General features: G+C 62.6%; 20 protein-coding genes. 9 read left to right on the top strand and 11 right to left on the bottom strand.

What is annotated here, in order from left to right; genetic code table 11:
- Nucleotides 1–15 precede the first annotated feature (15 nt).
- From O3306_RS16720 to O3306_RS16710, 3 genes are read right to left on the bottom strand one after another with little or no spacing between them, the layout of a single operon-like run.
- A complete protein-coding gene (locus tag O3306_RS16720) occupies nt 16–2190 on the bottom strand; it encodes an RNA degradosome polyphosphate kinase (RefSeq protein ID WP_272009369.1) in 2175 nt (724 codons plus the stop codon).
- 49 nt (nt 2191–2239) lie between these two features.
- On the bottom strand, nt 2240–2914 hold the full coding sequence (locus O3306_RS16715; RefSeq protein WP_272009367.1) for a DnaA ATPase domain-containing protein: 675 nt from the start codon (nt 2912–2914) through the stop codon (nt 2240–2242).
- Nucleotides 2914–3975, bottom strand: a complete 1062-nt coding sequence (locus O3306_RS16710; protein ID WP_272009365.1) for an AI-2E family transporter — start codon at nt 3973–3975, stop codon at nt 2914–2916. Before O3306_RS16710 ends, O3306_RS16715 begins: the two co-directional genes overlap by 1 nt.
- A gap of 202 nt (nt 3976–4177) precedes the next feature.
- Between O3306_RS16710 and O3306_RS16705 the strand changes: the two genes are divergently transcribed.
- The 6 genes from O3306_RS16705 to O3306_RS16680 all read left to right on the top strand — a co-directional run bounded on the left by O3306_RS16705 (nt 4178) and on the right by O3306_RS16680 (nt 10453).
- Complete coding sequence (locus O3306_RS16705; RefSeq protein WP_272009364.1) at nt 4178–5362, top strand: endonuclease/exonuclease/phosphatase family protein; 1185 nt, start codon at nt 4178–4180, stop codon at nt 5360–5362.
- 121 nt (nt 5363–5483) lie between these two features.
- Nucleotides 5484–6839: a proline--tRNA ligase gene (gene proS / locus O3306_RS16700; RefSeq protein WP_272009362.1), complete on the top strand. Its 1356-nt coding sequence runs from the start codon at nt 5484–5486 to the stop codon at nt 6837–6839.
- A gap of 1 nt (nt 6840) precedes the next feature.
- A complete protein-coding gene (locus tag O3306_RS16695; RefSeq protein WP_272009360.1) occupies nt 6841–7353 on the top strand; it encodes a DUF2937 family protein in 513 nt (170 codons plus the stop codon).
- Nucleotides 7354–7438: 85 nt separating this feature from the next.
- Nucleotides 7439–8728 carry a lipoprotein-releasing ABC transporter permease subunit gene (locus O3306_RS16690; RefSeq protein ID WP_272009359.1) on the top strand — a complete coding sequence of 430 codons (1290 nt, stop codon included), beginning with the start codon at nt 7439–7441 and terminating at the stop codon, nt 8726–8728.
- Nucleotides 8721–9404: an ABC transporter ATP-binding protein gene (locus O3306_RS16685; protein ID WP_272009357.1), complete on the top strand. Its 684-nt coding sequence runs from the start codon at nt 8721–8723 to the stop codon at nt 9402–9404. Before O3306_RS16690 ends, O3306_RS16685 begins: the two co-directional genes overlap by 8 nt.
- Before the next feature lie 65 nt (nt 9405–9469).
- Entirely contained in the window at nt 9470–10453 is a 984-nt protein-coding gene (locus tag O3306_RS16680; RefSeq protein WP_272009355.1) for an Ldh family oxidoreductase, read from the top strand.
- Here the strand turns inward: O3306_RS16680 and O3306_RS16675 are convergent.
- The gene (locus O3306_RS16675) at nt 10450–10893 is read right to left on the bottom strand and encodes a DMT family transporter (RefSeq protein ID WP_272009353.1); all 444 of its coding nucleotides are present in this window, start codon (nt 10891–10893) and stop codon (nt 10450–10452) included. The two genes, O3306_RS16680 and O3306_RS16675, sit on opposite strands and share 4 nt — an antisense overlap.
- 287 nt (nt 10894–11180) lie before the next feature.
- Here O3306_RS16675 and O3306_RS16670 point away from each other — a divergent pair, with 287 nt between their 5' ends.
- Nucleotides 11181–13472 carry a glycosyl hydrolase family 28-related protein gene (locus tag O3306_RS16670; RefSeq protein WP_272009351.1) on the top strand — a complete coding sequence of 764 codons (2292 nt, stop codon included), beginning with the start codon at nt 11181–11183 and terminating at the stop codon, nt 13470–13472.
- Between the two features lie 30 nt (nt 13473–13502).
- On the opposite strand, the gene O3306_RS16665 is transcribed toward O3306_RS16670, so the two are convergent.
- A complete protein-coding gene (locus O3306_RS16665) occupies nt 13503–14153 on the bottom strand; it encodes a hypothetical protein (RefSeq protein ID WP_272009349.1) in 651 nt (216 codons plus the stop codon).
- Between the two features lie 183 nt (nt 14154–14336).
- Here O3306_RS16665 and O3306_RS16660 point away from each other — a divergent pair, with 183 nt between their 5' ends.
- Nucleotides 14337–14657, top strand: a complete 321-nt coding sequence (locus tag O3306_RS16660) for an antibiotic biosynthesis monooxygenase family protein (protein WP_272009347.1) — start codon at nt 14337–14339, stop codon at nt 14655–14657.
- A gap of 67 nt (nt 14658–14724) precedes the next feature.
- Complete coding sequence (locus O3306_RS16655; RefSeq protein WP_272009345.1) at nt 14725–15132, top strand: universal stress protein; 408 nt, start codon at nt 14725–14727, stop codon at nt 15130–15132.
- Nucleotides 15133–15159: 27 nt separating this feature from the next.
- Here O3306_RS16655 and O3306_RS16650 read toward each other — a convergent pair whose 3' ends face one another.
- The 6 genes from O3306_RS16650 to O3306_RS16625 all read right to left on the bottom strand — a co-directional run bounded on the left by O3306_RS16650 (nt 15160) and on the right by O3306_RS16625 (nt 21653).
- Entirely contained in the window at nt 15160–16464 is a 1305-nt protein-coding gene (locus O3306_RS16650) for an NAD(P)/FAD-dependent oxidoreductase (protein ID WP_272009344.1), read from the bottom strand.
- 13 nt (nt 16465–16477) lie between these two features.
- Nucleotides 16478–17836 carry a glutamine synthetase family protein gene (locus O3306_RS16645; protein WP_272009342.1) on the bottom strand — a complete coding sequence of 453 codons (1359 nt, stop codon included), beginning with the start codon at nt 17834–17836 and terminating at the stop codon, nt 16478–16480.
- Nucleotides 17836–18513, bottom strand: coding sequence for a type 1 glutamine amidotransferase (locus tag O3306_RS16640; protein ID WP_272009340.1), 678 nt, complete (start codon nt 18511–18513; stop codon nt 17836–17838). Before O3306_RS16640 ends, O3306_RS16645 begins: the two co-directional genes overlap by 1 nt.
- 99 nt (nt 18514–18612) lie before the next feature.
- On the bottom strand, nt 18613–19929 hold the full coding sequence (locus tag O3306_RS16635; protein WP_272009338.1) for a glutamine synthetase family protein: 1317 nt from the start codon (nt 19927–19929) through the stop codon (nt 18613–18615).
- Nucleotides 19930–19961: 32 nt separating this feature from the next.
- On the bottom strand, nt 19962–20768 hold the full coding sequence (locus tag O3306_RS16630) for an ABC transporter permease (RefSeq protein WP_272009336.1): 807 nt from the start codon (nt 20766–20768) through the stop codon (nt 19962–19964).
- Nucleotides 20769–21653 carry an ABC transporter permease gene (locus tag O3306_RS16625; RefSeq protein ID WP_272009469.1) on the bottom strand — a complete coding sequence of 295 codons (885 nt, stop codon included), beginning with the start codon at nt 21651–21653 and terminating at the stop codon, nt 20769–20771. It lies immediately after the preceding gene.
- Nucleotides 21654–21704 lie beyond the last annotated feature (51 nt).

Here is a 21704-nt window from a genome sequence, read left to right as displayed (position 1 = left end):
AAGGCTCGGTGTCGGTCAATCTTCGGTATGGGTGAGTTTCGGCACATCCGCAGCACCGGCGGAACCGCGCCCCGAAAGTGACGGATTTTCCATGAAGAATCGATGGCAGCTGAAGGCGAACGCGCCCTCTGGCGTCGGTGTGCGGGTGAACGAGCCATCCGGCGCCATGACCCAGCTTTGCGCCACATCGGCCATGTTTGCCGCCATCACCTGGCTGGTGATCTGCGCCTTGACCGTCGGGTTTTCGATCTCGACCAGCGTTTCCACCCGGCGGACGAGGTTGCGGCCCATCCAGTCGGCGGACGAGATATAGACGCGCGCCTTCTTGTGCGGCAGCCCGTAGCCGTTGCCGAAGCAGACGATGCGGCTATGCTCCAGGAACCGCCCGACGATGGACTTGACGCGGATGTTCTCGCTCAGCCCCCGGATGCCCGGACGCAGCCCGCAGATGCCGCGCACGACAAGGCTGATCTTCACGCCCGCCTGGCTGGCGGCGTAAAGCGCGTCGATGATGTCAGGGTCGACCAGGGAATTCATCTTGGCCCAGATTTCCGCCGGCTTGCCTGCCTGGGCATGATCGGCCTCTGCCGCGATCATCTCTAGCAGGCGCGACTTCAGCGTGAGCGGGGAAATCGCCAGGTTTTCCAAGTGATCGGGTTGGGCGTAGCCCGACAGGTAGTTGAACACCTTGGTGGCATCACGCCCCAGCGTGGTATCACAGGTGAAGAAGCTGAGATCGGTGTAGATGCGCGCGGTGATCGGGTGATAGTTGCCCGTCCCGTAATGGGTGTAGGTCACCAGATGGTCGCCCTCGCGGCGGACAACGGTGCTGATCTTGGCGTGGGTCTTGAGATTGAGAAACCCGTAGACCACATGCGCGCCTGCGCGCTCGAGCCTGCGTGACTGGCGAATATTCGCGGCCTCGTCGAATCGCGCTTTCAACTCGACCAGTGCGGTGACGGATTTGCCGTTCTCGGCGGCCTCGCACAGCGCCTCGACGATGGGCGAGCGATTGGAGGTGCGGTAGAGTGTCTGCTTGATCGCAACCACGTCCGGATCGCGCGCCGCCTGCGCGAGAAAGCGGATGACCATGTCGAACGTCTCGTAAGGGTGGTGCAGCAGCATGTCCTTTTGGCGGATCGCAGCGAACATGTCGCCGTCATGGTCCTGCACCCGTTCGGGCACGCGCGGGGAAAAGGCGGGCCAAAGCAGATCGGGGCGCGAGTCGAGTACCAGTTCCTTGAGGTCGGCAAGACCGAGCATGCCCTCCACCTCGACCACCTCTTCGGGGACGACGTGCAATTCACTCATCACCAGTTCGCGTAGCGCGGCCGGTGCATCGGTCGAGATTTTCATCCGCACGACCTCGCCGCGGCGGCGGCGTTTCAGCGCGACTTCAAACTCGCGCACCAGATCCTCGGATTCTTCCTCCACTTCCAGATCGCTGTCGCGCAGCACCCGGAAGGCACAATGCCCCTTGTACTGGTAGCCCGGAAAAAGGCTGCTGAGGTTGAGCAGCAGCAACTCTTCGAGCGGCAGGAAGCGATAGGTGGCATCCGCGCCGGGCAGTGACACGAAGCGGTCGATCTGCTGCGGGATCGGCAGCAATGCGCGTAGCGGGCGTTTGTCATTTGCCCGTTCCAGCCGCAGGGCAAGCGCATAGCCCAGGTTCGGAATGAAGGGAAACGGGTGCGCGGGGTCGATGGCCAGCGGTGACAGAACCGGGAACACCTTGTTCAGGAATACATCCGCCAGGTAAGTCTGGTCGTCATCTGTCAGGCTGGTGCGATCCAGGATGACGATATTTTCCGCCTCCAGCTCGCCGCGCAAAGACTGGAAGGTTTCCTGTTGTGCGGCCAACAATATGCGGGCGTTCTCGTTGATCAACACCATCTGCTCGGCAGGGGTCAGCCCATCGGCGGCGGGGGTCGTGTTGCCCGCGCGCGCCAGTTCGCGCAGGCCCGCGACACGCACGTTGTAGAATTCATCCAGATTGGTGGCCGAAATCGACAGGAACCGCAGTCGTTCCAGCAGCGGCACGCGCGGGTTTTGCGCCTCTTCCAGAACCCGCCAGTTGAACCCCAGCCAACTGAGTTCGCGGTTGTAGAACCGGCCCGGCCCGCTGATGTCCAGATCGGGCAGATCCACCGGTTCGGGATAGGGGGACTTCAGGAAATCGGCTTGCGTCATGGCGGGGGTATAAGCCTGTGATGTGACACGGAGGTGACGAAGTGTGCCGCTACCCCTGAGAATTGTCCAGCAGTTGTGCCGCCAGCGCGCGATTGACCGGCCGCCCCGTGGACAGCGACAAGGCATCAAGCGCCTCAACCGTGTCGCGTGCCGACCGGAAGGAACGCGGGATGCGCTTTGCCAGATAGGGGATCGTGCCCGGTGACGGCATGATCTGGCGGTCGGCAAACTGCTTCATCATCACGGCGCAGAGCAGCGCATCGTCCGGCTCTCCCATCACGCAGGCGGGCGTGCCCTGCATGCGGCTGGCCAGATCGGGCAGCCCGAGTGGCCACGCGCTGGGCGGGGTGCGCGCGGTGAACAGCAGGCTGTGCCCCTCGGCCAGCGCGAGGTTGTGCAGGTGAAAGAGCGCGGTCTCGGCTGCAGCCTGCCCGGCGATGCCGTCGGTGTCCTCGATCGCCAGGTTGCCGGTGGCAAGCTGTGCGATATCGGCGCTGGCCAGATCGGCGGCGGCCAGGATGCGCGCGCCGCTGAGTTCGGCCCAGACATGGGCCAGATGGGTTTTGCCTGCGCCATCCGGGCCGCTCAGGATCAACTTGCGCGCGGGCCAGTCGCGCCAGCCTTCGATCAGCGCAACGGCGACGCCGTTGGCGGCGGAGACGAAGAAATCGTCGCGGCCCCGCGCCGGTTTGGCGGGCAAATCAAAGCTTAGTTGGTTGGGCATCAGTTGTTGTCCTGCGGTCCGCGATAGAGCAGGCTGCTCTTGTACTGGCTGATGGCGAACCGCGCCAGTACCCCGATGGCGGCAGCCACCGGCACCGCGACCAGCATCCCGACAAAGCCGAAGAGCGCGCCAAAGACCGACAGTGCGAAAATCAGCCAGACCGGGTGCAGTCCGACAGAGTTGCCCACCAGCTTGGGCGTCAGCACGTTGCCTTCGATGACCTGACCGACCACGAAGACGCCGGCGACCAGCCCGATGGAAACCCAGTCACCCCAGAACTGAAACAGCGCCAGTCCGATGGCCAGCGCCCCGCCGACCAGCGCGCCGACATAAGGGATGAAGGTGATCAGCCCCGCAATCGCCCCGACGACCAGCCCGAATTGCAGCCCCACGAACATCAACGCCAGTGCATAGTAGGTTCCCAGCACCAGGCAGACCGTGCCCATGCCGCGGATGAAACTGGCCAGCGTCTTGTCGATGTCGCCCGCCAGTTGGCGGATGGTCGGGGCATGTTCGCGCGGCAGCAGCTCGTCGATCTGCGCAATCATCCGGTCCCAGTCATAGAGCAGATAGAACGCCACGACCGGGACGACCACGAACAGTACGACGATGTTGATCAGCGACGAAACCGACCCCAGCAGCGCCTCGACCAGTTCACCGCCGCGTTCCTGAATGGTGGTGCCAATGCCGATCAGTGATCGGCGCAGCGTCGAATCGGTGTCCACCAGTTGTGGAAACTTCTCGGTCAGAAAATTCTGCAGGTCCTGGGTCAGTTGCGGTGCGGTGTTGACCAGCGATGTCGCCTGCGAGATCAGTGTCGGCACCACCAGCAGCGACATGATCACGAAGATCAGCAGCGCCAGCAACGTGATCACCGTGACCGACAGGGCTCGCGACATCCCCATGCGTTCCAGCCGGTCCGCGACCGGGTCGAGGAAATAGGCAATCGCGCCGCCCAGCACGAAGGGCATGATCACATTGCCCAGCAGCCACATCACCAGCAGGAAAACCGCCGAGGCGATTCCCCAATATTTCAGCTGTGTCTTTACAGGCAGGGACATGCGCGCTCCGGTCGGGTGACACTACACATCGCCCATGCCGCGCGCCCTTTCAAGAGCGCAGCGGCAATTCCGCTGCGGAGAGCGGAAGTTGCGCGGATCATCGGCACGGCCCCGGTGATCATGCCGTGATCGTGCGGCTATGAAGATAGCGGGATTTATGATAAGTAGAAAATACTCCCTGATTGCAACCGCCGGGGGAAATATGCCGTTCTATTTCTCGATCAGACGCATGGCCCAGGACGAGCGCTTGCGCACGGTCGAAGGGCTGATCCGGCTGCGCGCACAACTTGACGATGAGATGCCGCCCAAAACCCGCAACGACACGATCGTTCTGGGGACGTGGAACATCCGCAACTTCGATGACAACCGCTTCGCCAATGGGCCGCGCAGCAAGGAAGATTACTTCTACATCGCCGAGATACTGTCCCGGTTCGACGTCATCGCCGTACAGGAAATTTGCGAGGATCTGGGGCCGCTTGAAGACATCATGTACATCCTGGGCCGCGAGTATGATTACATTCTGACCGATGTCACCGAAGGTGTTTCAGGCAACTCCGAGCGGTTGGGGTTCATATTCGATACCGCCAAGGTCCGCTTCAAGGGGGTCGCGGGCGAGCTGGTGCTGCCCGACAGCCTGCTGATCGTGGATGACCAACGAAAACTCCAGTTTTCCAGAACGCCGTTCATGTGCCTGTTCCAGAGCGGCTGGTTCAAATTCGCCTTCTCGACGGTCCATATCTATTTCGGGTCGGATACCGGCAAGAAATTCGCCCGCCGCGTTGACGAGATAGAAGCCGTCGCCGGGTTTCTGGCGAAACGCGCCAAGAACGACCCGATGAACCATATTCTGGTCGGCGATTTCAACATCCCGAAAATCGGCGACAAGGCGTTCAATGCCCTGGCAGATCGCGGCTTTACGGTTTTCCAGAACCACAAGGGCTCGAACAAGGATCAGACCAAGTTCTACGACCAGATTTCGTTCATGTCGCAACGCATGGAAGTGAACAAGAGCGACGGCGACAAGGCCGCGGGCGTCCTGCAGTTTTTCGACAGCATCTTTCGCGAAGAGGATTTTCCGGCCTACCGCACCCGTCTGATCGAAGCGCAACGCGACAAGATCGCCAGCTACACCGAGCAAATCGCCGAGCGCGAGGCAAAGATCCTGCGCGCGCGCACGGAAAGCTCGAAGGAACGGCACCGCGACAAGATCGAATCGCTTCGCGAGGCGATCCTTCAGGCGCAGGACGTTATCGGCGATGATGCGAAACTGAAAAACTACTACCTTCAGGAGTGGCGCACGTTCCACGGATCGGATCACCTGCCGCTGTGGGTCGAGTTGAAGATCGACTTTTCAGGCGATTATCTGGGCCGCTTGCAAGCAAGCTGACAACTGCCGGGCGCGGGCGGGCGCAGCTGCAGGCCGCGCCACGGTGCGGCACTTGCAAGCCTTGTAAGGGCGCACGTAACCCCATAAACGAAGGGAAATGACATTTTCACAAGGTAAGCCAATGCGCCTCTCCCGTTACTTCCTGCCTGTCCTGAAAGAGACCCCGTCAGAGGCACAGATCGTCAGTCACCGGCTGATGCTGCGCGCGGGGATGATCAAGCAGGCAAGCGCCGGGATTTATTCCTGGCTGCCATTGGGCTTCAAGGTGCTGCGCAAGCTGGAAAACATCGTGCACGAAGAGCAGATGCGCGCGGGCCATATCCCGATGCTGATGCCGACGCTGCAATCGGCGGATCTGTGGCGCGAAAGCGGGCGTTACGACGACTACGGCGAGGAAATGCTGCGCATCCGCGACCGTCAGGGGCGTGACATGCTCTATGGGCCGACCAACGAAGAGCTGATCACCGACATCTTCCGCGCCCATGTCGGCAGCTACAAGGATCTGCCGCTGACGCTCTACCATATCCAGTGGAAATTCCGCGACGAGATCCGCCCACGTTTCGGTGTGATGCGCGGCCGTGAATTCCTGATGAAGGACGGCTATAATTTCGACGTCTCCAAGGAGGCGGCGCTGCACGCCTATAACCGGCATCTCGTGACTTACTTGCGCACCTATGAACGCATGGGCCTGCAGGCGATCCCGATGCGCGCGGATTCAGGCCCCATCGGTGGCGATGACACGCATGAATTCCTTGTGCTGGCCGATACCGGCGAAAGCGAAGTGTTCTATGACAGCGAGATCACCGATCTGAAATTCGGCGATCGGAAGGTCGATTTCGATTCGGTCGAAGAATGTCAGGCGGTGCTGGACGAGTTCACCAGCCGCTATGCGCGCACCGATGAAACCCATGACCCGGCCATATTCGAGCAGATCCCCGAAGAGCGCCGCCGCGTGGCGCGCGGTATCGAAGTGGGGCAGATCTTCTATTTCGGCACCAAGTATTCCGAAGCGATGGGCGCGACAGTGCAGACGCCGGATGGCAAATCCGTCCCCGTCCACATGGGCAGCCACGGCATCGGCGTCAGCCGCCTTGTGGGCGCGATCATCGAGGCCAGCCATGACGACAAGGGCATCATCTGGCCCGAGGGCGTGACCCCGTTTCATGTCGGGATCGTCAATCTCAAACAGGGCGATGCCGAGGCCGATGCGGCCTGCGAGGCGCTTTATCAATCCGTGACGGCGCTGGGGCTCGATCCGCTCTATGACGATCGCAACGAGCGCGCGGGTGGCAAGTTCGCCACGATGGACCTGATCGGGCTGCCATGGCGCATCACCGTCGGGCCACGCGGGCTGAAAAACGGCGTCGTGGAACTGACCTGCCGTCGCACCGGCGTCAGCGAGGAATTGCCCCCGGAACAGGCGGTCGAGAAGCTGGCGCAGATCTACGCGCCTTTCCGCGGCACGATGGTGGGCTGACATGCTGCTGCGGGCGGTCACATTCGCAGGCGGCTTGGCCGGCGCGGTGGGACTGTCGCAGTTTCCTGAATTCTCGCAGCAATATACCCAGCGTCTGGCGGGGGCAGTGGACGAGTTGAGCCGCTTTGTCGCGGAGTTTGACGCCGATGCCGCCGGGCAGGGGTTCACCCGGCAAGACGCCTTGGAGGATCTGCGGCAGGGCGGTCAGATGGGTGCGGCGCGAGCGCAGACGATGGCCAGAACGCTGGCGCGGCATACACGCCTCAGCGCGGATCTGGCCGCGCTGCGCGAAGCCGGGCCGTTCACCCGTGCCTACCGCGCCCGCAGTTTCACCGACCCCGAAATTGTCCGCGCCACATGGGGCGATTTCAGGCCCGCCATGCCGCTGACCTTCGAGGGCGCGGTTTTCGCAGGCTTCGGGTTTCTGGGCGGGCTGGGCCTGCTGGGCGGGCTGATCGCGTTTATCCGCTTGCCATTCCGCCGCAAACCGGCGCAAACCGCCGAGCGCATCTGATGCCCGCCCCCCGGCGGGCGGGCTGCGCTTGACGCCATTGCAACCCCGGCGCACTCTGCGCGCAAAACAACATTGAGGTATCCGAGTGGCAGGCTCTCCGGCCCCTTTCGCCCCATTCGAGTGGATGATCGCGTGGCGCTACCTGCGCGCCAAACGCGCCGAGGGCGGCGTGAGCGTGATGACATGGATTTCGCTGATCGGAATCACGCTGGCGGTCTTTGCCCTGATCGCCACGCTGGCCGTGCGGTCAGGCTTTCGCGCTGAATTCGTCGATACGATCCTGGGATCGAACGCGCATGTGACGATCTACAACGCAGGCGCGGTCGATCCGGTCACGGGCAATATCGACCGGATGCTGGACGACTACGAGGCGATGGCCGCCCGCGTGCGAACGGTGCCCGGCGTTACCCGCGTGGCCCCCTTGATCAAGGCGCAGGTGATGGCCAATGCCCGCGACCGCAACGCGGGCGTGCAGATATTTGGCATCACGCTGGAAAACCTCAAGACGATACCGCGCATCGCCAATCCCGAAACCGGGCAGGGCGATATTGACCGGTTTGGCGAAGGGGTGGCGATCGGCTCGGGTGTCGCGCGCGAACTGGGCGTCGGCGTCGGCGACCGGATCAAGCTGATTTCACCCGGCGGGGTCAAGACGGCGTTCGGCAGCACTCCACGCGTCAACGCCTACGAGGTGGTCTATATCTTTACCGCCGGGCGCTACGATATCGACCGGGTGCGCGTCTACATGCCCTTTGCAGAGGCGCAATCGTTCTTCAACCGAGAGGGGCGCGCGGACGAGCTGGAAGTGATGGTGGCCGCCCCCGAGAAAGTGGACGAGATGGGGCTGGACCTGGTCCGCGCAGCGGGGGAGCGCTCGCTCGTCTGGACCTGGAAGGACGCCAGCGACGGATTCCTGCGCGCGCTCGAAGTCGAGGACAACGTGATGTTCATCATCCTGTCGATCCTCGTGCTGATCGCGGCGATGAACATCACCAGCGGGCTGATCATGCTGGTCAAGAACAAGGGCCGCGATATCGGCATTCTGCGCACCATGGGCCTGACCGAAGGTTCGGTTTTGCGCGTCTTTTTCATCTGCGGTGCCTTCACCGGGCTGATCGGAACGGTATTCGGCGTGATCCTGGGTTGTCTCTTTGCGGTCTATATCGACCCGATCTTCAGCATGGTGAATTACCTGATGGGCGGGCAGGTGTGGGACCCGTCAATTCGCGGCATCTATCACCTTCCGGCCAAGCTGGAGCTGGGGGATGTGATTTCGGCGGTGTCGCTGTCGCTGGGCCTGTCATTCATAGTGACGATTTTCCCGGCCCGCCGCGCGGCACGAATGAACCCGGTAGAGGCGTTGCGTTATGAGTGAGGCTGTGCTGCGCCTGAGTGGGCTGGAAAAGATCTATAACAAGGGTTTGCAAAGCGAGGTCGCGGTGCTGCGCGGTGCTGATCTGACGCTGGCCCCGGGCGAGATCGTGGCGCTGGTCGCGCCCTCTGGCGCCGGCAAATCGACGCTGCTGCATATTGCCGGTCTGCTCGATACGCCCGACGCGGGCACGGTCGAGATCGGCGGCGTGGCGATGGCCGGGCTGGGGGATCGGCGGCGGACCATCGTCCGGCGGCGCGATGTCGGCTTTGTCTACCAGTTCCATCATCTGCTGCCGGAATTCACCGCCTTGGAAAACATCGTGCTGCCGCAACTGGCGGCGGGCACACCGCGCCGCGATGCAGAGGCGCGCGCGCGCAGCCTTCTGGATCAGGTCGGCATCGCAGCGCGCGCCGATCATCGCCCCTCGGCCATGTCGGGCGGAGAGCAACAGCGCGTCGCCTTCTGCCGGGCGCTGGCCAATGCGCCGCGCCTGTTGCTGGCGGATGAGCCCACCGGAAATCTCGACCCCGAGACATCAGACCAAGTGTTCCGCACGCTCACCGAACTGGTGCGCAGCACCGGCCTTTCGGCGCTGATCGCGACCCATAACCTTGATCTGGCGGCGCGCATGGACCGCACCGTGCGGCTTGACGGTGGGCGCGTGGTCGCGGTCTGACAGCCGTCGATTGACCACCGTGGCGGGGGCGCGCAGAGTATACGCAATCAGGTTCCGGAGGTTCCATGCCCACGATTACAGTCGATCAGATCGAAAGGCTCTGCAAGGCGGCGCTGATGCGCCACGGTGCGGAGGATTGGATCGCCGCGTCAGTCGCGCGCGCCACCGCCGCGGCAGAGTCCGTGGGCAACAAGATCTGCGGCCTGTACTACCTCGACAGCTATTGCCGCCAACTGGTCAGCGGTCGGGTCAATGGCACCGTCGATCCGGTGGTCACGCGGCCACGCCCCGGTGCGGTCTATGTCGATGCCGGGTTGGGTTTTGCCCAGCCTGCCTTCGAGCGTGGTTTGCCGGTGGCGCTGGAGGCCGCACGCGAAAACGGCATCGCCAGCCTTGCCATCTGTCACGCGCATACCTGCACCTCTCTGGGCTATTTCACCGATCAGATCGCGCGTGCGGGCTTCATCGGCTTTGGTGCGACCAACGCGACGCCGATTGTGGCACCTCCGGGCGGCAGCCACCGGGTGATCGGCACCAATCCCATCGCCTTTGCGGTGCCCGACGGGCAGGGCGGTGTCGCGATGCAGTTCGACCAGTCCACCACGACCGTGGCCTTGGGCAAGATCACCATGGCCAAGGCCGCCGGCGAAACGATCCCCGAAGGCTGGGCCGTGGACGCGGATGGCCAGCCTACAACCGACCCCGACGCAGCACTTCAGGGATCGCTGGTCAGCATGGGCGGCTACAAGGGCTGGGGTCTGGGGCTGATGGCTGAATTGCTGGCCGCTGGCATGACCGGGTCGCGCAACGCGATGGACGTGCCGCCGCTCAAGGCCACCGATGGCCCGCCGCATGATCTGGGCCAGTTCTACACGCTGATCGATCCCGGCCTGTCGGATGCCTTTGGCTCACGGCTGGAGCGCGTCTCGCAAGGTGTCGCCCAGGACCCGGGCGCGCGGATGCCGGGGCAGGGCCGGGTGGCCGCGACCCAGGTGGAGCTGAGCGATGCTTCCTGGGCCGAGTTGCAGGCGCTGGCAGGCCCCGCCTAAACCTGCTGCGTGACAAAGACACCTGCGGCCATGATCCCGATGCCGCAGGCACGGGTGAGGGTGAGCGGTGACAGCTGCGCGCCGAACAGGCCGAAATGGTCGATGATGGCGGCGCTGACAAGCTGCCCCAGCAACACGAAGAACACCGCATTTCCGACGCCGAATTTTGGCGCGATATAGGTGATCGTCAGCACGTAGAACGCCACCAGAGTCCCGGCGAGGAACAGATGCTTTGGCGCCGCCCACGCCCCCAGCACGGCGCGCGGACCGGACACGGCCAGCACCGTGATCGTGCAAACAAACGCCACGACAAAGAGGATCGCCGCCGCCGCCGCGGGCGAGCCCAGCCGGGTGCCAAGTGCCGCGTTCAGCGCGGCGAGGATCGGAATGCCGATACCGGCGGTCAACATAGTTAAGGCATAAAAGGATGTGTGAGACATCGGGGCTGCTCCGCGGTTGCGTATCGCGCGTAAACTGGCACGCACCGCGTGTATACGCCAGACGCCAATTCGCTGGCATCCGGTTCGCGGCGCGCGTGAAAGGCACTACCTTTGATCAATGGTGACAGGGCGGGGCATCGTACGGTGCCCCCAGCGCTGATTAACACCTTGTCGATACTTCCCTGAACCATCCGGGCGCGCCCGGACTGGCGAAACACGTGATGTCCGTTTCCCGCCCCAGTCCCGCATCGGGCCGGGCCGGGTTCCGGATGTGGAAAGGGAACGACATGAACAAGGCAGTTACCGATGGCATCGTCTTCATGCCTCCGGCGTTTGAGCGCGGGCTCAATGTCTGGTCCAGCGGCGATGGAACCCCCGGATCAGACACTTATGACGGTGCGGTGAATGCTGGCATCATCGCCGCCGATCAGGATTTTGGTGGCGCGCTGGAACTGCAGAAAACCGAAAACCTGCAGAAACTGCGCTACATGGGGGAAACCCCGCTATTGCCGGGCTGCTACCTGAAAATCACCGCCCGGATCAAGGCGATTGCCGGCAATCTGCCCACCGTTCGGATTGCAGGCTGGGCGGCGGCATCGAACGGCAACCATGTCGGCGGATTGACCGAGGTCGGCCCGGCAACCACGCTGCAAAACTACGGCGAAGTGGTCGAGATCACCGCGATCGTCGGCACGGGCAACCGCAAGGGCGTCGATATGGCTTGGGGCGCGGCCCCGGCCTACGGGCATTTCGGGCTGGATCTGACGGGCCCGAATGGCGGCATTGTGCGGATCGACGATATCGTGATCGAAGACGCCACAGCCCTGTTTCACCGCGATCTGATGGATTGGGTGGATGTGCGCGACTACGGCGCCGTGGGTGACGGTGTGACGGACGACGCCGCCGCGTTCGAGGCCGCCGATGCCGCCGCCGATGGCCGTCAGGTGCTGGTGCCTCGGGGCACCTTCCATCTGGGCGACAGTGTCACGTTCCAGTCCGCCGTGCGGTTCGAGGGCACGGTGACGATGGCGGACCATCATACCTTGTCGCTGACCAACAATTACCACCTCCCGGCCTATATCGACGCCTTCGGTGACGAAGAGCTGGGCTTTCGCAAGGCGTTTCAGGCGCTGCTCAACAACACCGGCCACGAATCCCTGGATATGAAAGGCCGGATCATCTCTCTGACGGGCCCCATCGACATGCAGGCCGCGATCCCCGACAAGACCAGCTATTCCCAGCGCCGCCTGATCAAGAACGGGCAGTTCTATGCAGAGGATAATGCGGCATGGAACACCCAGACCGTGACCTCGCAAGCGACCTACTCGCCCAGCAACAGCCTGCGCCTGACCAATGTCACCAATGTCGCCAATATCCCGCTGGGCGCCTTGGTCGAAGGCAACGGCGTCGGGCGCGAGGTCTATGTCAGCGCCGTCAACATCGCCGCGCAGGAGATCACGTTGAGCCAGCAACTCTATGATGCGGCGGGCACACAGGTCTTCACCTTCCGCCGCTTCCAATACATGCTCGATTTCAGCAATTTCGCGAAACTCAGCAAGCTGTCCTTGGTCAATATCGAGTTTCAGGCTGCGGGAAAATGCAGCTGCGTGATGCTGCCGCAAGCTGCGACCAGCTTTCAGTTTCGCGATTGCTATTTCACACGGCCCCGGGATCGCGGCATCTCCAGCCTGTCGACGGGCGATCAGGGGATGATCGTGGATCGTTGTCAGTTCCTGTCTGCCGAGGATGCCGAACTGGTGGCAAACCGGACCTCCATCGCGCTCAACGCCAATGCCAACGATGTGAAACTGCGCGACAACCGGATCACGCGGTTCCGCCATTTCGCGGTTTTGGCGGGGTCGATCAACATTGTGTCAGGCAATCACTGGTTCCAGGGCGACGAATCCAATGACGGCACGCGCTCTGCCGGGCTGGTGCTGACGCGGACCAACTGCCGCACGACGATTGACGCCAACTATGTCGATAACTGTTTTATCGAATGGTCGAACGAGCATGACAGCGCGCCGGAATTTTCCAGCGAGTTCTCGTTCAGCGCGCTCAACATCACCGGCAACGTGTTTCTGGCGGGCAACGTGGCGCCGTGGTTCACCTTTATCGTGGTCAAACCGCATGGCGCGGGGCATTTCCTCAACGGGCTGAGCGTGACCGGCAATTCGTTCCGCATCATCGACGATCCGATCGACAGGGTGGATTCCGTCGATACCAGCTTTGCCGATCTCGACTACAACCGGATCAAGAACATCTCGTTCCGGGACAATACGTTCGGCAACATCTTTCACCCGGTTCTCAGCCCGCTGATGCTGGAGTTCGAGCAATCGAGTGCCGCCGAGAGCTGGACCATCGATCTGGCAGACAGATTGCCTTTCGGGGCCTTCGCGCAGACCGTAGAAGCGGTGATCCCCGCGGGCCCGCTGCTCGATGGAGCGGGCAAAACGGTGCATGTCGCGCCCTATTATCAGGCCAAGCAGGGGCCAGACAGCAATCAGGTGCGGCTGCGCTTCGGGACGCCGGTGCGCGGGACCGTGACGCTGCGGGTGCGGATCGACGATCCGCTCTGACGCGGTGTACGTCTGGCGGCTCTGGAGTGTCTAGAACGTCCGCCAGACCCCGAATTTTATTCCGAATGCCGCGGCATTCCTGATCCCGGCCGTCACACCGAATTCGATGTGGCGGCCGGGGTGCGTTTCGATCACGACAGAGGGCACCACACGCAGGTAGCCGGGATCGGCCAGCGACCTGCCGTGTTGCAGCTGCACCATCCACTTGCTGCGCGGGCCGGGGTTGTAGCCCAGCGTCAGGTCGGTCTTGACCGCCACGTAACGGCTCTCGATGCCGATTTCGGCGCGGGTTTCGATCGACATCCAGCCGAACCGGTCCAGCAATTCGAAACTGCGCCCGGTGGCGATGCCCGGCCGCGCTACCGCCTCATCATCGATCATGCCCAGCCCGAATTCAGCCGTGACCTTGGTGTCGCGGGATTGCGACAGCAGCGGCAGCACCGCGAAGGCGAATGCCTTGTACTGGCCCCGTTCATCCGATCCCAGATCAAGCCCGAGGGTCAGATTGCTGTGCAGGCCGTATTCGGCGTAGATCGTGCCATAGCCACCGGCGGCGCCGTATGCTTGGGCATCTTCGAGGGTGAGGGCATAGGATAGAAACCCGCGCCCCGCGTCGCGCAGCCATGGCCCTGCCAAGGCCTGCCCCGGCAAGAGCAGCAGCAAGATCAGCGCGCGCAGCATCGTTTCACCTCCACGCGCCACAGTCGGTAAACTTGGTAAACCAGAGGTTAATGTTCGCCGGATCATTGCGGCGCGCGGCACCGCTGCAAAATACCCGCGACGCTGGAGCGCGGGGCATATTTGATTTTCCTGTTTCAGGAGAATCGCAAAAGGTTCTAAGCTTGGCATAAAACGGAGGACGCCATGCCGCAGATTGATGCAGCCACCAGCCACCAGACCGTGATCACCACATTTGAAATGACTCCGGGCACCTGTCAGGACCTGCTCGACGAACTCACCGAAGCCTATGAGAAATTCATCTCGCACCAGCCCGGCTTCATTGCCGCAGGGTTGCATGTGAATGACGCCCAGACCCGGATCGCCAACTATTCGCAATGGGAACGGCGCGAGGATTTCCAGGCGATGCTGCGCAGTCAGGAAATGCGCACGCGCAACCGCCGCATCCATGCGCTGTGCAAGAGCTTCGAGCCGGTCATGTATGACGTGGCCGCCACTTTCGGCTGATTTGGGTCAAAGTGCGCCGCACCGCGCGGCTGTAACATCAGAGGATCTCGGGAAAAAGGAGACCCCAATGTACAAGAACATTCTGGTGCCAGTGACGATTGCTGACGACCGCGATCTGAAACCCGTTCTGCAATTGGCGCAGGTTCTGGCCGAGCCGGGTGCCACGATCACGCTGCTGCACGTGCTCGAGCAGATACCGGTACACGCACTGTCCTTCCTGCCTGCGGATCACATGGCCAAGCGCCGGATGGAGGTCGAGGCGAAGTTGGCCGATCTGGCCGAGGGCGTGCCCGGTGGCACAAGTCTCGTGGTCGGTGGACATGCCAGCCGCGCAATCCTCGACCACGCCAAAGAGGCCGGGAGCGATTGCATCATCATCGCCAGCCATCAGCCCGGCATGCAGGATCTGCTGTTGGGGTCCACCGCCGCCAAGGTGGTGCGCCATGCGATATGCAGCGTGCATGTAGTGCGGTAGTTCACGCAGGCGCGGTGGCCGCGCCGCTCAGACGCCCATCCGGTCGCGCATCGCGTACCAGGTCATCGCCAGCACCAGCAGCGGGCTGCGCAGGCTTGACCCACCGGGGAAGGGCGCGGCGGGCACCCGCGCCATCAGGTCAAAGCCCTGCGTCTCGCCCGCGACGGCCTGGGCCAGTAACAGCCCGGCATGGGTGGCGTTGCCGACACCGTGACCGGAATAGCCCGACGCGCTCAGGATGCCCGGCGCGAGCCGCGCGAAATAGGGCATGCGCTTCATCGTGATGCCCAGCGTCCCGCCCCAGGCATAGTCCAGCGGCACGTCTTTCAGATGCGGGAAGATCTCCAGCATCGGCTTGCTGACAGTGGCGCGGATATCGCTGGGAAAGCGGTAGCCGTAGCTTTCGCCGCCCCCAAAGAGCAGCCGCTTGTCATGGCTGAGGCGAAAGTAATTCACCACGAACTTGCTGTCCGCCACCGCCACGTCGCGGGTCAGCACCTGCGCGGCCGCGTCGCCCAATGGCTGGGTCGCGACGATGAAATTGTTGATCGGCATGACCCGCGCCGCGACCTTGCGATTGAGCCCGCCGAGATAGCCGTTGCAGGCCAAAATCACGTGATCGGCGGCCACGCGCCCGTGATCCGTGCGCACCAGCGTGCCGTGCCGCGTGTCGATATCGTGGACCTTTGAATTCTCATGGATGCGCACCCCCGCCGTCTCTGCCGCACGCGCCAGTCCCAGCGCGTATCGCAGCGGGTGCAGATGCGCCGCCCCCATATCCAGCGTCCCGCCATGATAGGCGGGAGAGGGGCACAGCGCGTGCATCTGCTCCGCATCCAGTTTTTCGATCTGGTCATAGTCGTAGCGGTCACGCAGATGATCGGCCTCTGCGTGTTCCTCGCGCATCTCCTTGGCGGAAAAACACGCATGTGCGACGCCGGGCTTCAGGTAGCAGTCGATCTTGTGCCGCTCGATCAGCGATTTCACCAGGGATTTGGTTTCTTCGGCCATTTCCCAAAGCTTGGCGGCATCGTCCCGGCCCACCAGCTTTTCGAGGCCGGGTTGTCCCATGCGCTGACCGCTGCCTAACTGCCCGCCATTGCGCCCGGATGCGCCAAAGCCCGCGCGATGCGCCTCTAGCAGCACCACGTCCAGCCCGGCCTCGGCCATATGTAGCGCGGCAGAAAGGCCGGTATAGCCCGCGCCGATCACGCAGACATCGGCCCGCGTCTCGCCCTTCAGGGCTGGGCGCGGGGCGGGCTGGTCGGCCGTGGCGGCATACCAGCTGTCAGGGTAAGTGCCGGGCCGGTCATTGGCATAGAGCAGATCCATGCGGGTGCGTCCTTCAGACGTTCAGCAGCAGATGTTCGCGCTCCCAAGGCGAGATCACATGCAGGAATTCATCATACTCGGCACGTTTGACGATGCCGTAGACACGGGCAAAATCGGGTCCAAGTACCTCGTGCAGGCGCGTTGCCTCTTCGAACATGTCCAGCGCATCGCCCAGAACACGGGGGATGTCGCCTTCGCCCTCATAGGCGTCGCCACGGAATTCCGGCGCGGGCATCTTTGCATCCTCCAGCCCCAGAAGCCCGCAGGCAAGGCTGGCTGCAATCGCCAGGTAGGGGTTGCAATCCATCCCTGCCAGCCGGTTTTCGACCCGCCGCGCGTTGGTCGAGGCAATAGGAATGCGGATGCCGGTGGTGCGGTTATCGCGTGCCCATTCCAGATTGATTGGCGCGGCGTGATCCTTGACGTAGCGGCGATAGGAATTGACGTAAGGCGCCATCACCGCGATCGCGGCAGGCATGTGGTTCTGCATACCGGCGATGAAGTGATAGAAGGCGTCGGTATCCTTGCCCTCGGCATCGACGAATATGTTCTCGCCGGTTTTCGCGTCCAGAACCGAATGGTGGATATGCATGGCCGAGCCGGGCTCGTCCGCGATGGGTTTGGCCATGAAGGTGGCAAAGCAGTCATGGCGCAGTGCCGCCTCGCGAATCAGCCGCTTGAAGTAGAACACCTCATCGGCCAGAACCACCGGATCGCCGTGATTGAGGTTGATCTCCAGCTGGCCCGCCCCGCCTTCCTGGGTGATGCCGTCGATCTCGAAACCCTGTGCTTCGGCGAAATCATAGATATCGTCGATTACCGGGCCGAACTCGTCCACGGCGGTCATCGAATAGGCCTGCCGCGCGGCGGCGGGACGGCCCGACCGGCCGATCATCGGCTTGATCTCTGTCGCCGGATCGATGTTGCGGGCAACCAGGTAGAATTCCATCTCGGGCGCCACGACGGGCGTCAGCCCGCGTTCGGCATATTGCGCAACCACCCGTTTCAGTACGTTTCGCGGCGAACAGCCGACCGGTACACCGTCGCCGTTCATCGCGTCGTGAATGACCTGAATGGTCCAGTCGCCGGTCCAGGGCGCGGCAGTGGCCGTGCTCATGTCCGGTATCAGGATCATGTCCTGCTCGATGAACCCATCCTCGCCGGCGGCCTCGCCCCAGTCGCCGGTGATCGTCTGGAAGAAGATCGAATCGGGCAGGTGAAAATGCTTCTGCTTGGCGAATTTGCTGGCCGGAACAGCCTTGCCGCGCGCAATGCCCGGCAGGTCCGAGATGATGCACTCCACTTCGTCGAGCCTGCGGCCTTCAAGATAGGCGCGCGCTGCTTCGGGCAGTTTATCGGTCCAGTCGGCCATCATACACCTCGTTTGAGAAAGGCCGCCATGCGGTCGGCCATGATCTGGTTGTCGGTGGGCTGATCCACCTGCGCCAGCGCGTTGTCCAGCAGCGGGTCGGGCACAAGCCCGCGCCCGCGCAATTCAATCAGCCGCTGAACGAATTCGGCGGTATGTTCGGGATGCGGCTGCACGGTAAAGATGCGGTCACCATAAAGCAGCGCGGCGTTGCGACAGAAATCGTTCTGCCCGACCACCTCGGCCCCGTCGGGCACCTTGGTCACCTGATCCTGATGCCAGGCGTTCAGATGCATCTTGCGGCCTTCGATCTCGTACCCGGTGCGCCCGACCGACCAGCCCTTGTCGAATTTCTCGACCTTGCCACCCATCGCCTGCGCAATGATCTGGTGGCCAAAGCAGATACCGACCATCGGGCGACCATCGGCATAGACATCGCGGATGAACTGCTCCAGCGGCGGGATCCACGGATGATCCTCGTAGGCCCCGTGCTTGGACCCGGTGATCAGCCAGCCATCGGCAGCCTCGGGGCCGTCAGGAAACACGCCATCCACCACGGCGTAGCTGTCATAGGTGAACCCGTGCCCGTCGAGCAGGTGCTCGAACATGGTGTCATAGTCGCCCATGACCGCCTTGATGTCATCTGGGGCATGTCCGGTCAGCAATATGCCTATCTTCATCGCGCGCGTTCACTCCGGCATCTTAATTTGATCAAATTCTAGGCTAGCCGAGCCCAATAGGCCCGGCAAGCCGAAATATATCGCCTTGCGGGGGCCGCGTCAGACTTTTTCGAGATAGGTCTTCCAGTGTTGATCTTCGGGGATCTCCGACATGATCTCGACCTCCTGCCGTTTGGTCAGCACCAGATTGCGGATCATCTTGGGTTCAAAAATCCGCGCAATCAGCGGGTCCTCGGCAAACTGGTCAATGGCGGTCTGCCAGTCTTCGGCCAGTTGCGGCAATTCCTGGTCATAGGCGCTGCCCGTGATCGGCTCGCCGGGGTCCATGCCGTCCTCGATCCCGATCAGCGCCGCCCCAAGGATCGCGGCAAAGCTGAGATAGGGGTTGATGTCACCGCCTGCGACGCGGTGCTCGATCCGGCGCGCTGCCGGAGACCCGCCGGGAACGCGCACGGCGGCGGTCCGGTTCTCGTAGGCCCAGCAGATCGCGGTGGGCGCATGGGCGTCGGGCACCAGCCGGGTATAGCTGTTGGCGTGCGGCGCAAAGACCAGGGTAGAGCCGCGCATCGCGGCGATGCAGCCCCCGATGGCGGCGCGTAGCGTGTCTGTCCCCTTGGGGCCGCCATCGTCAAAGATGTTCTTTCCATCCGCATCCAGCACCGAAAAATGCATATGCATCCCGTTGCCGGAATCCAGCACGAAGGGTTTGGCCATGAAGGTGGCGGCGCAGCCGAACTTGCGCGCAAGCCCGCGGATCAGCGCCTTGAACAGCCATGTATCGTCGGCGGCATGCAGCGCGTGCTGATGGTTCAGCGTGATCTCGAACTGGCCGACCCCGGCCTCGCTGGTGGCGGTCTGGGCGTCGATATCCATCGCCGCGCAGGATTCGTAGAGCGCCGAAATGAACGGATCGAACGCGTCCATCTCGCTCAGCGACAGGATCTCGGACCCGTCCATCCGCCGCCCACTGCGGGGATCTCGGACCGATTTCAGCACCTTGCCGCTATCATCCACCAGGGTGAATTCCAGCTCGGTCGAGGCGATGACCTGCCAGCCGTGCGCCTCGTAGCGGTCCAGCACCTTGCGCAACGCGTGGCGTGCATCGCCGTAAAACGGTGTGCCGTCCTCGAAATACATCTGCATCGGCACCAGCGGCTGCGGCCCATCCAGCCAGGGCAGGGGGACAACCCCGCGCGACGTGGGCAGCAGGATGCCATCGGCGTCGCCGGTCTCGAAGATCAGCGGGCTGCCGTCGATATCGGCCCCCTTGATATCCACGTTCAGCGCCGAGAGCGGCATGCGCACGGCACCGCTTTCAAGTTTCTCGAAGTAAGAGGCCGGCACGCGCTTGCCGCGCATCTGCCCATTGAGATCGCAGGCCGCGACGCGGAATGTGGCAAAGTTTTCAAGCTGCATCGGATCCACCTTTTGTCATACGACGCCTAGATTTACCGGATAAGGTTCGGACGCAACCGCAATTTCCGCCGCGCCTCTTGCGGCAGGTGCCGGTTGAGTCGCCGGTTGATCAGGCCAAAGACGCTGATCACCACCAATGTCAGCAGGATGAAATAACCCGCGAGAATGGGGTAGGGCACGAACGGGTTGAAGGTCTTGTCCGCAAAGTAATTCGCGTAATACAGCGCATCACCGCGTTGCTGCCACGCGGGAAAGCCGCTGAAAAAGACCAGTGTCGTGGCGTGAAAGAGGAAAATCGCCTCGTTGGTATAGGCAGGCCAGGCCAGCCGCAGCATCGTCGGCCAGATGATCCGCTTGAACCGGGACCAGCCGGAAAACCCGTAGGCATCTGCCGCTTCCACGTCGCCCTTGGGGATCGAGCGCAGCGCACCATAGAAAATCTCGCCGGAATAGGCGGCCGTGTTGAGAAACAGCACCACCAGCGCCCCCAGCCAGGCGGCTGTGAACGGGGCAAAGACTCCGCTGACGCCCTTGAGGCTGAGAAACAGGAAATAGGCAAAGAAGAACTGGATGAAGAGCGGCGAGCCGCGAAAGACAAAGATGAACCATTCCGAGGTCTTGCGCAGCACGATATTGCTCGAGCCCTTGCCCAGCGCCACGGCCGTGGCCAGGAAGAACCCCGAAAAGAGCGCCAGCACCCCGAAATAGACATTCCACAACATGCCCGAGCCGATCAGCACGAACTGGTCACACAGCGTGAAATTGTCACGTGGCAACAGCCGCTCGCCAATGCCGAGGCTGCGCAGCCCGTAGGCCTGGATGGTTTCGACACAGAACATCTAGGTTGCCGCCTTTCGGTGGGCTTCGCCGCCGGTGGTGGCCTGCCCGTGGGTCAGGCGGTTCATCACCCGCTCCAGAAAGACTTCGGAGACCTTGGTGAAGCCAAGGTAGAAGATCAGCAGCGCGAAGAAATACCACATCCGCCAGTCACCATGCGGATAATCGGTAAAGCGCGGATTGGCGGTGCCGCCCATTTCGCGCGCCCAGTAAACGATATCCTCGACCCCCAGCAAAAACAGCAGCGGCGTCGCCTTGATCAGCACCATCCACAGGTTGCTGAGGCCGGGCAGGGCATAGACCCACATCTGCGGCACCAGGATGCGCCAGAAGGTCTGCCGCCGCGACATGCCGTAGGCCTCTGCCGTCTCCAGCTGGCCGCGCGGCACGGCGCGCATCGCGCCAAAAAGGACATTGGCGGCAAAGGCGCCAAAGACGATCGAGAAGGTCAGCACAGCGGTGAAGAAGCCGTAAACCTCGTGCACCCATTGCGGTGCGGTCGACAGCGGCAGCTTGGCTGCGGCGCAGACGACAAAATCATTGCCCTGCCGGATCGGCTGATCCCAGTCCGGGCACAGGATCTGGTGCCGGGTCCATTCGAACATCTGGTCGAGCGCGATGACAAAAAACAGGAAGAATGCGATATCCGGCACGCCCCGGACCAGCGCGATGTAAATCTTGCCGAACCAGCGGAGCGGCAACACCCGCGACCGCGCCGCCATCGCCCCGCCAAAACCGAAGGCCAGCGCCGTGGGCGCCGTGATCCCCAGAAGCAGCAGTACGGTGCCAAAGCTCAGATACAGCAGCATGTGCTTGCCCGTTGTCAGGTAGCAAGCCAGCCACTGGAGCGAGCCGAGCGTCTCGGGGTCTGTGCAAAAGCTGAAGATGGCGAGCCTCGTTCAGGCGGTTTCCAGGTATTTTCAGAAAGATGAAAGGGG

Source organism: Roseovarius sp. ZX-A-9, from assembly GCF_028369135.1.
Taxonomy (GTDB): Bacteria; Pseudomonadota; Alphaproteobacteria; order Rhodobacterales; family Rhodobacteraceae; genus Roseovarius.
The sequence above is the reverse complement of the archived record's forward strand: the minus strand, read 5'-3'. Positions and strand labels throughout refer to the sequence as shown.

Excerpts from the sequence above, each read along its gene's own strand:
- O3306_RS16720 (WP_272009369.1), bottom strand. The coding sequence starts at position 2,190 with ATGACGCAAGCCGATTTCCTGAAGTCCCCCTATCCCGAACCGGTGGAT.
- O3306_RS16715 (WP_272009367.1), bottom strand. The coding sequence starts at position 2,914 with ATGCCCAACCAACTAAGCTTTGATTTGCCCGCCAAACCGGCGCGGGGC.
- O3306_RS16710 (WP_272009365.1), bottom strand. The coding sequence starts at position 3,975 with ATGTCCCTGCCTGTAAAGACACAGCTGAAATATTGGGGAATCGCCTCG.
- O3306_RS16705 (WP_272009364.1), top strand. The coding sequence starts at position 4,178 with ATGCCGTTCTATTTCTCGATCAGACGCATGGCCCAGGACGAGCGCTTG.
- proS (WP_272009362.1), top strand. The coding sequence starts at position 5,484 with ATGCGCCTCTCCCGTTACTTCCTGCCTGTCCTGAAAGAGACCCCGTCA.
- O3306_RS16695 (WP_272009360.1), top strand. The coding sequence starts at position 6,841 with ATGCTGCTGCGGGCGGTCACATTCGCAGGCGGCTTGGCCGGCGCGGTG.
- O3306_RS16685 (WP_272009357.1), top strand. The coding sequence starts at position 8,721 with ATGAGTGAGGCTGTGCTGCGCCTGAGTGGGCTGGAAAAGATCTATAAC.
- O3306_RS16680 (WP_272009355.1), top strand. The coding sequence starts at position 9,470 with ATGCCCACGATTACAGTCGATCAGATCGAAAGGCTCTGCAAGGCGGCG.
- O3306_RS16675 (WP_272009353.1), bottom strand. The coding sequence starts at position 10,893 with ATGTCTCACACATCCTTTTATGCCTTAACTATGTTGACCGCCGGTATC.
- O3306_RS16670 (WP_272009351.1), top strand. The coding sequence starts at position 11,181 with ATGAACAAGGCAGTTACCGATGGCATCGTCTTCATGCCTCCGGCGTTT.
- O3306_RS16665 (WP_272009349.1), bottom strand. The coding sequence starts at position 14,153 with ATGCTGCGCGCGCTGATCTTGCTGCTGCTCTTGCCGGGGCAGGCCTTG.
- O3306_RS16660 (WP_272009347.1), top strand. The coding sequence starts at position 14,337 with ATGCCGCAGATTGATGCAGCCACCAGCCACCAGACCGTGATCACCACA.
- O3306_RS16655 (WP_272009345.1), top strand. The coding sequence starts at position 14,725 with ATGTACAAGAACATTCTGGTGCCAGTGACGATTGCTGACGACCGCGAT.
- O3306_RS16650 (WP_272009344.1), bottom strand. The coding sequence starts at position 16,464 with ATGGATCTGCTCTATGCCAATGACCGGCCCGGCACTTACCCTGACAGC.
- O3306_RS16645 (WP_272009342.1), bottom strand. The coding sequence starts at position 17,836 with ATGGCCGACTGGACCGATAAACTGCCCGAAGCAGCGCGCGCCTATCTT.
- O3306_RS16640 (WP_272009340.1), bottom strand. The coding sequence starts at position 18,513 with ATGAAGATAGGCATATTGCTGACCGGACATGCCCCAGATGACATCAAG.
- O3306_RS16635 (WP_272009338.1), bottom strand. The coding sequence starts at position 19,929 with ATGCAGCTTGAAAACTTTGCCACATTCCGCGTCGCGGCCTGCGATCTC.
- O3306_RS16630 (WP_272009336.1), bottom strand. The coding sequence starts at position 20,768 with ATGTTCTGTGTCGAAACCATCCAGGCCTACGGGCTGCGCAGCCTCGGC.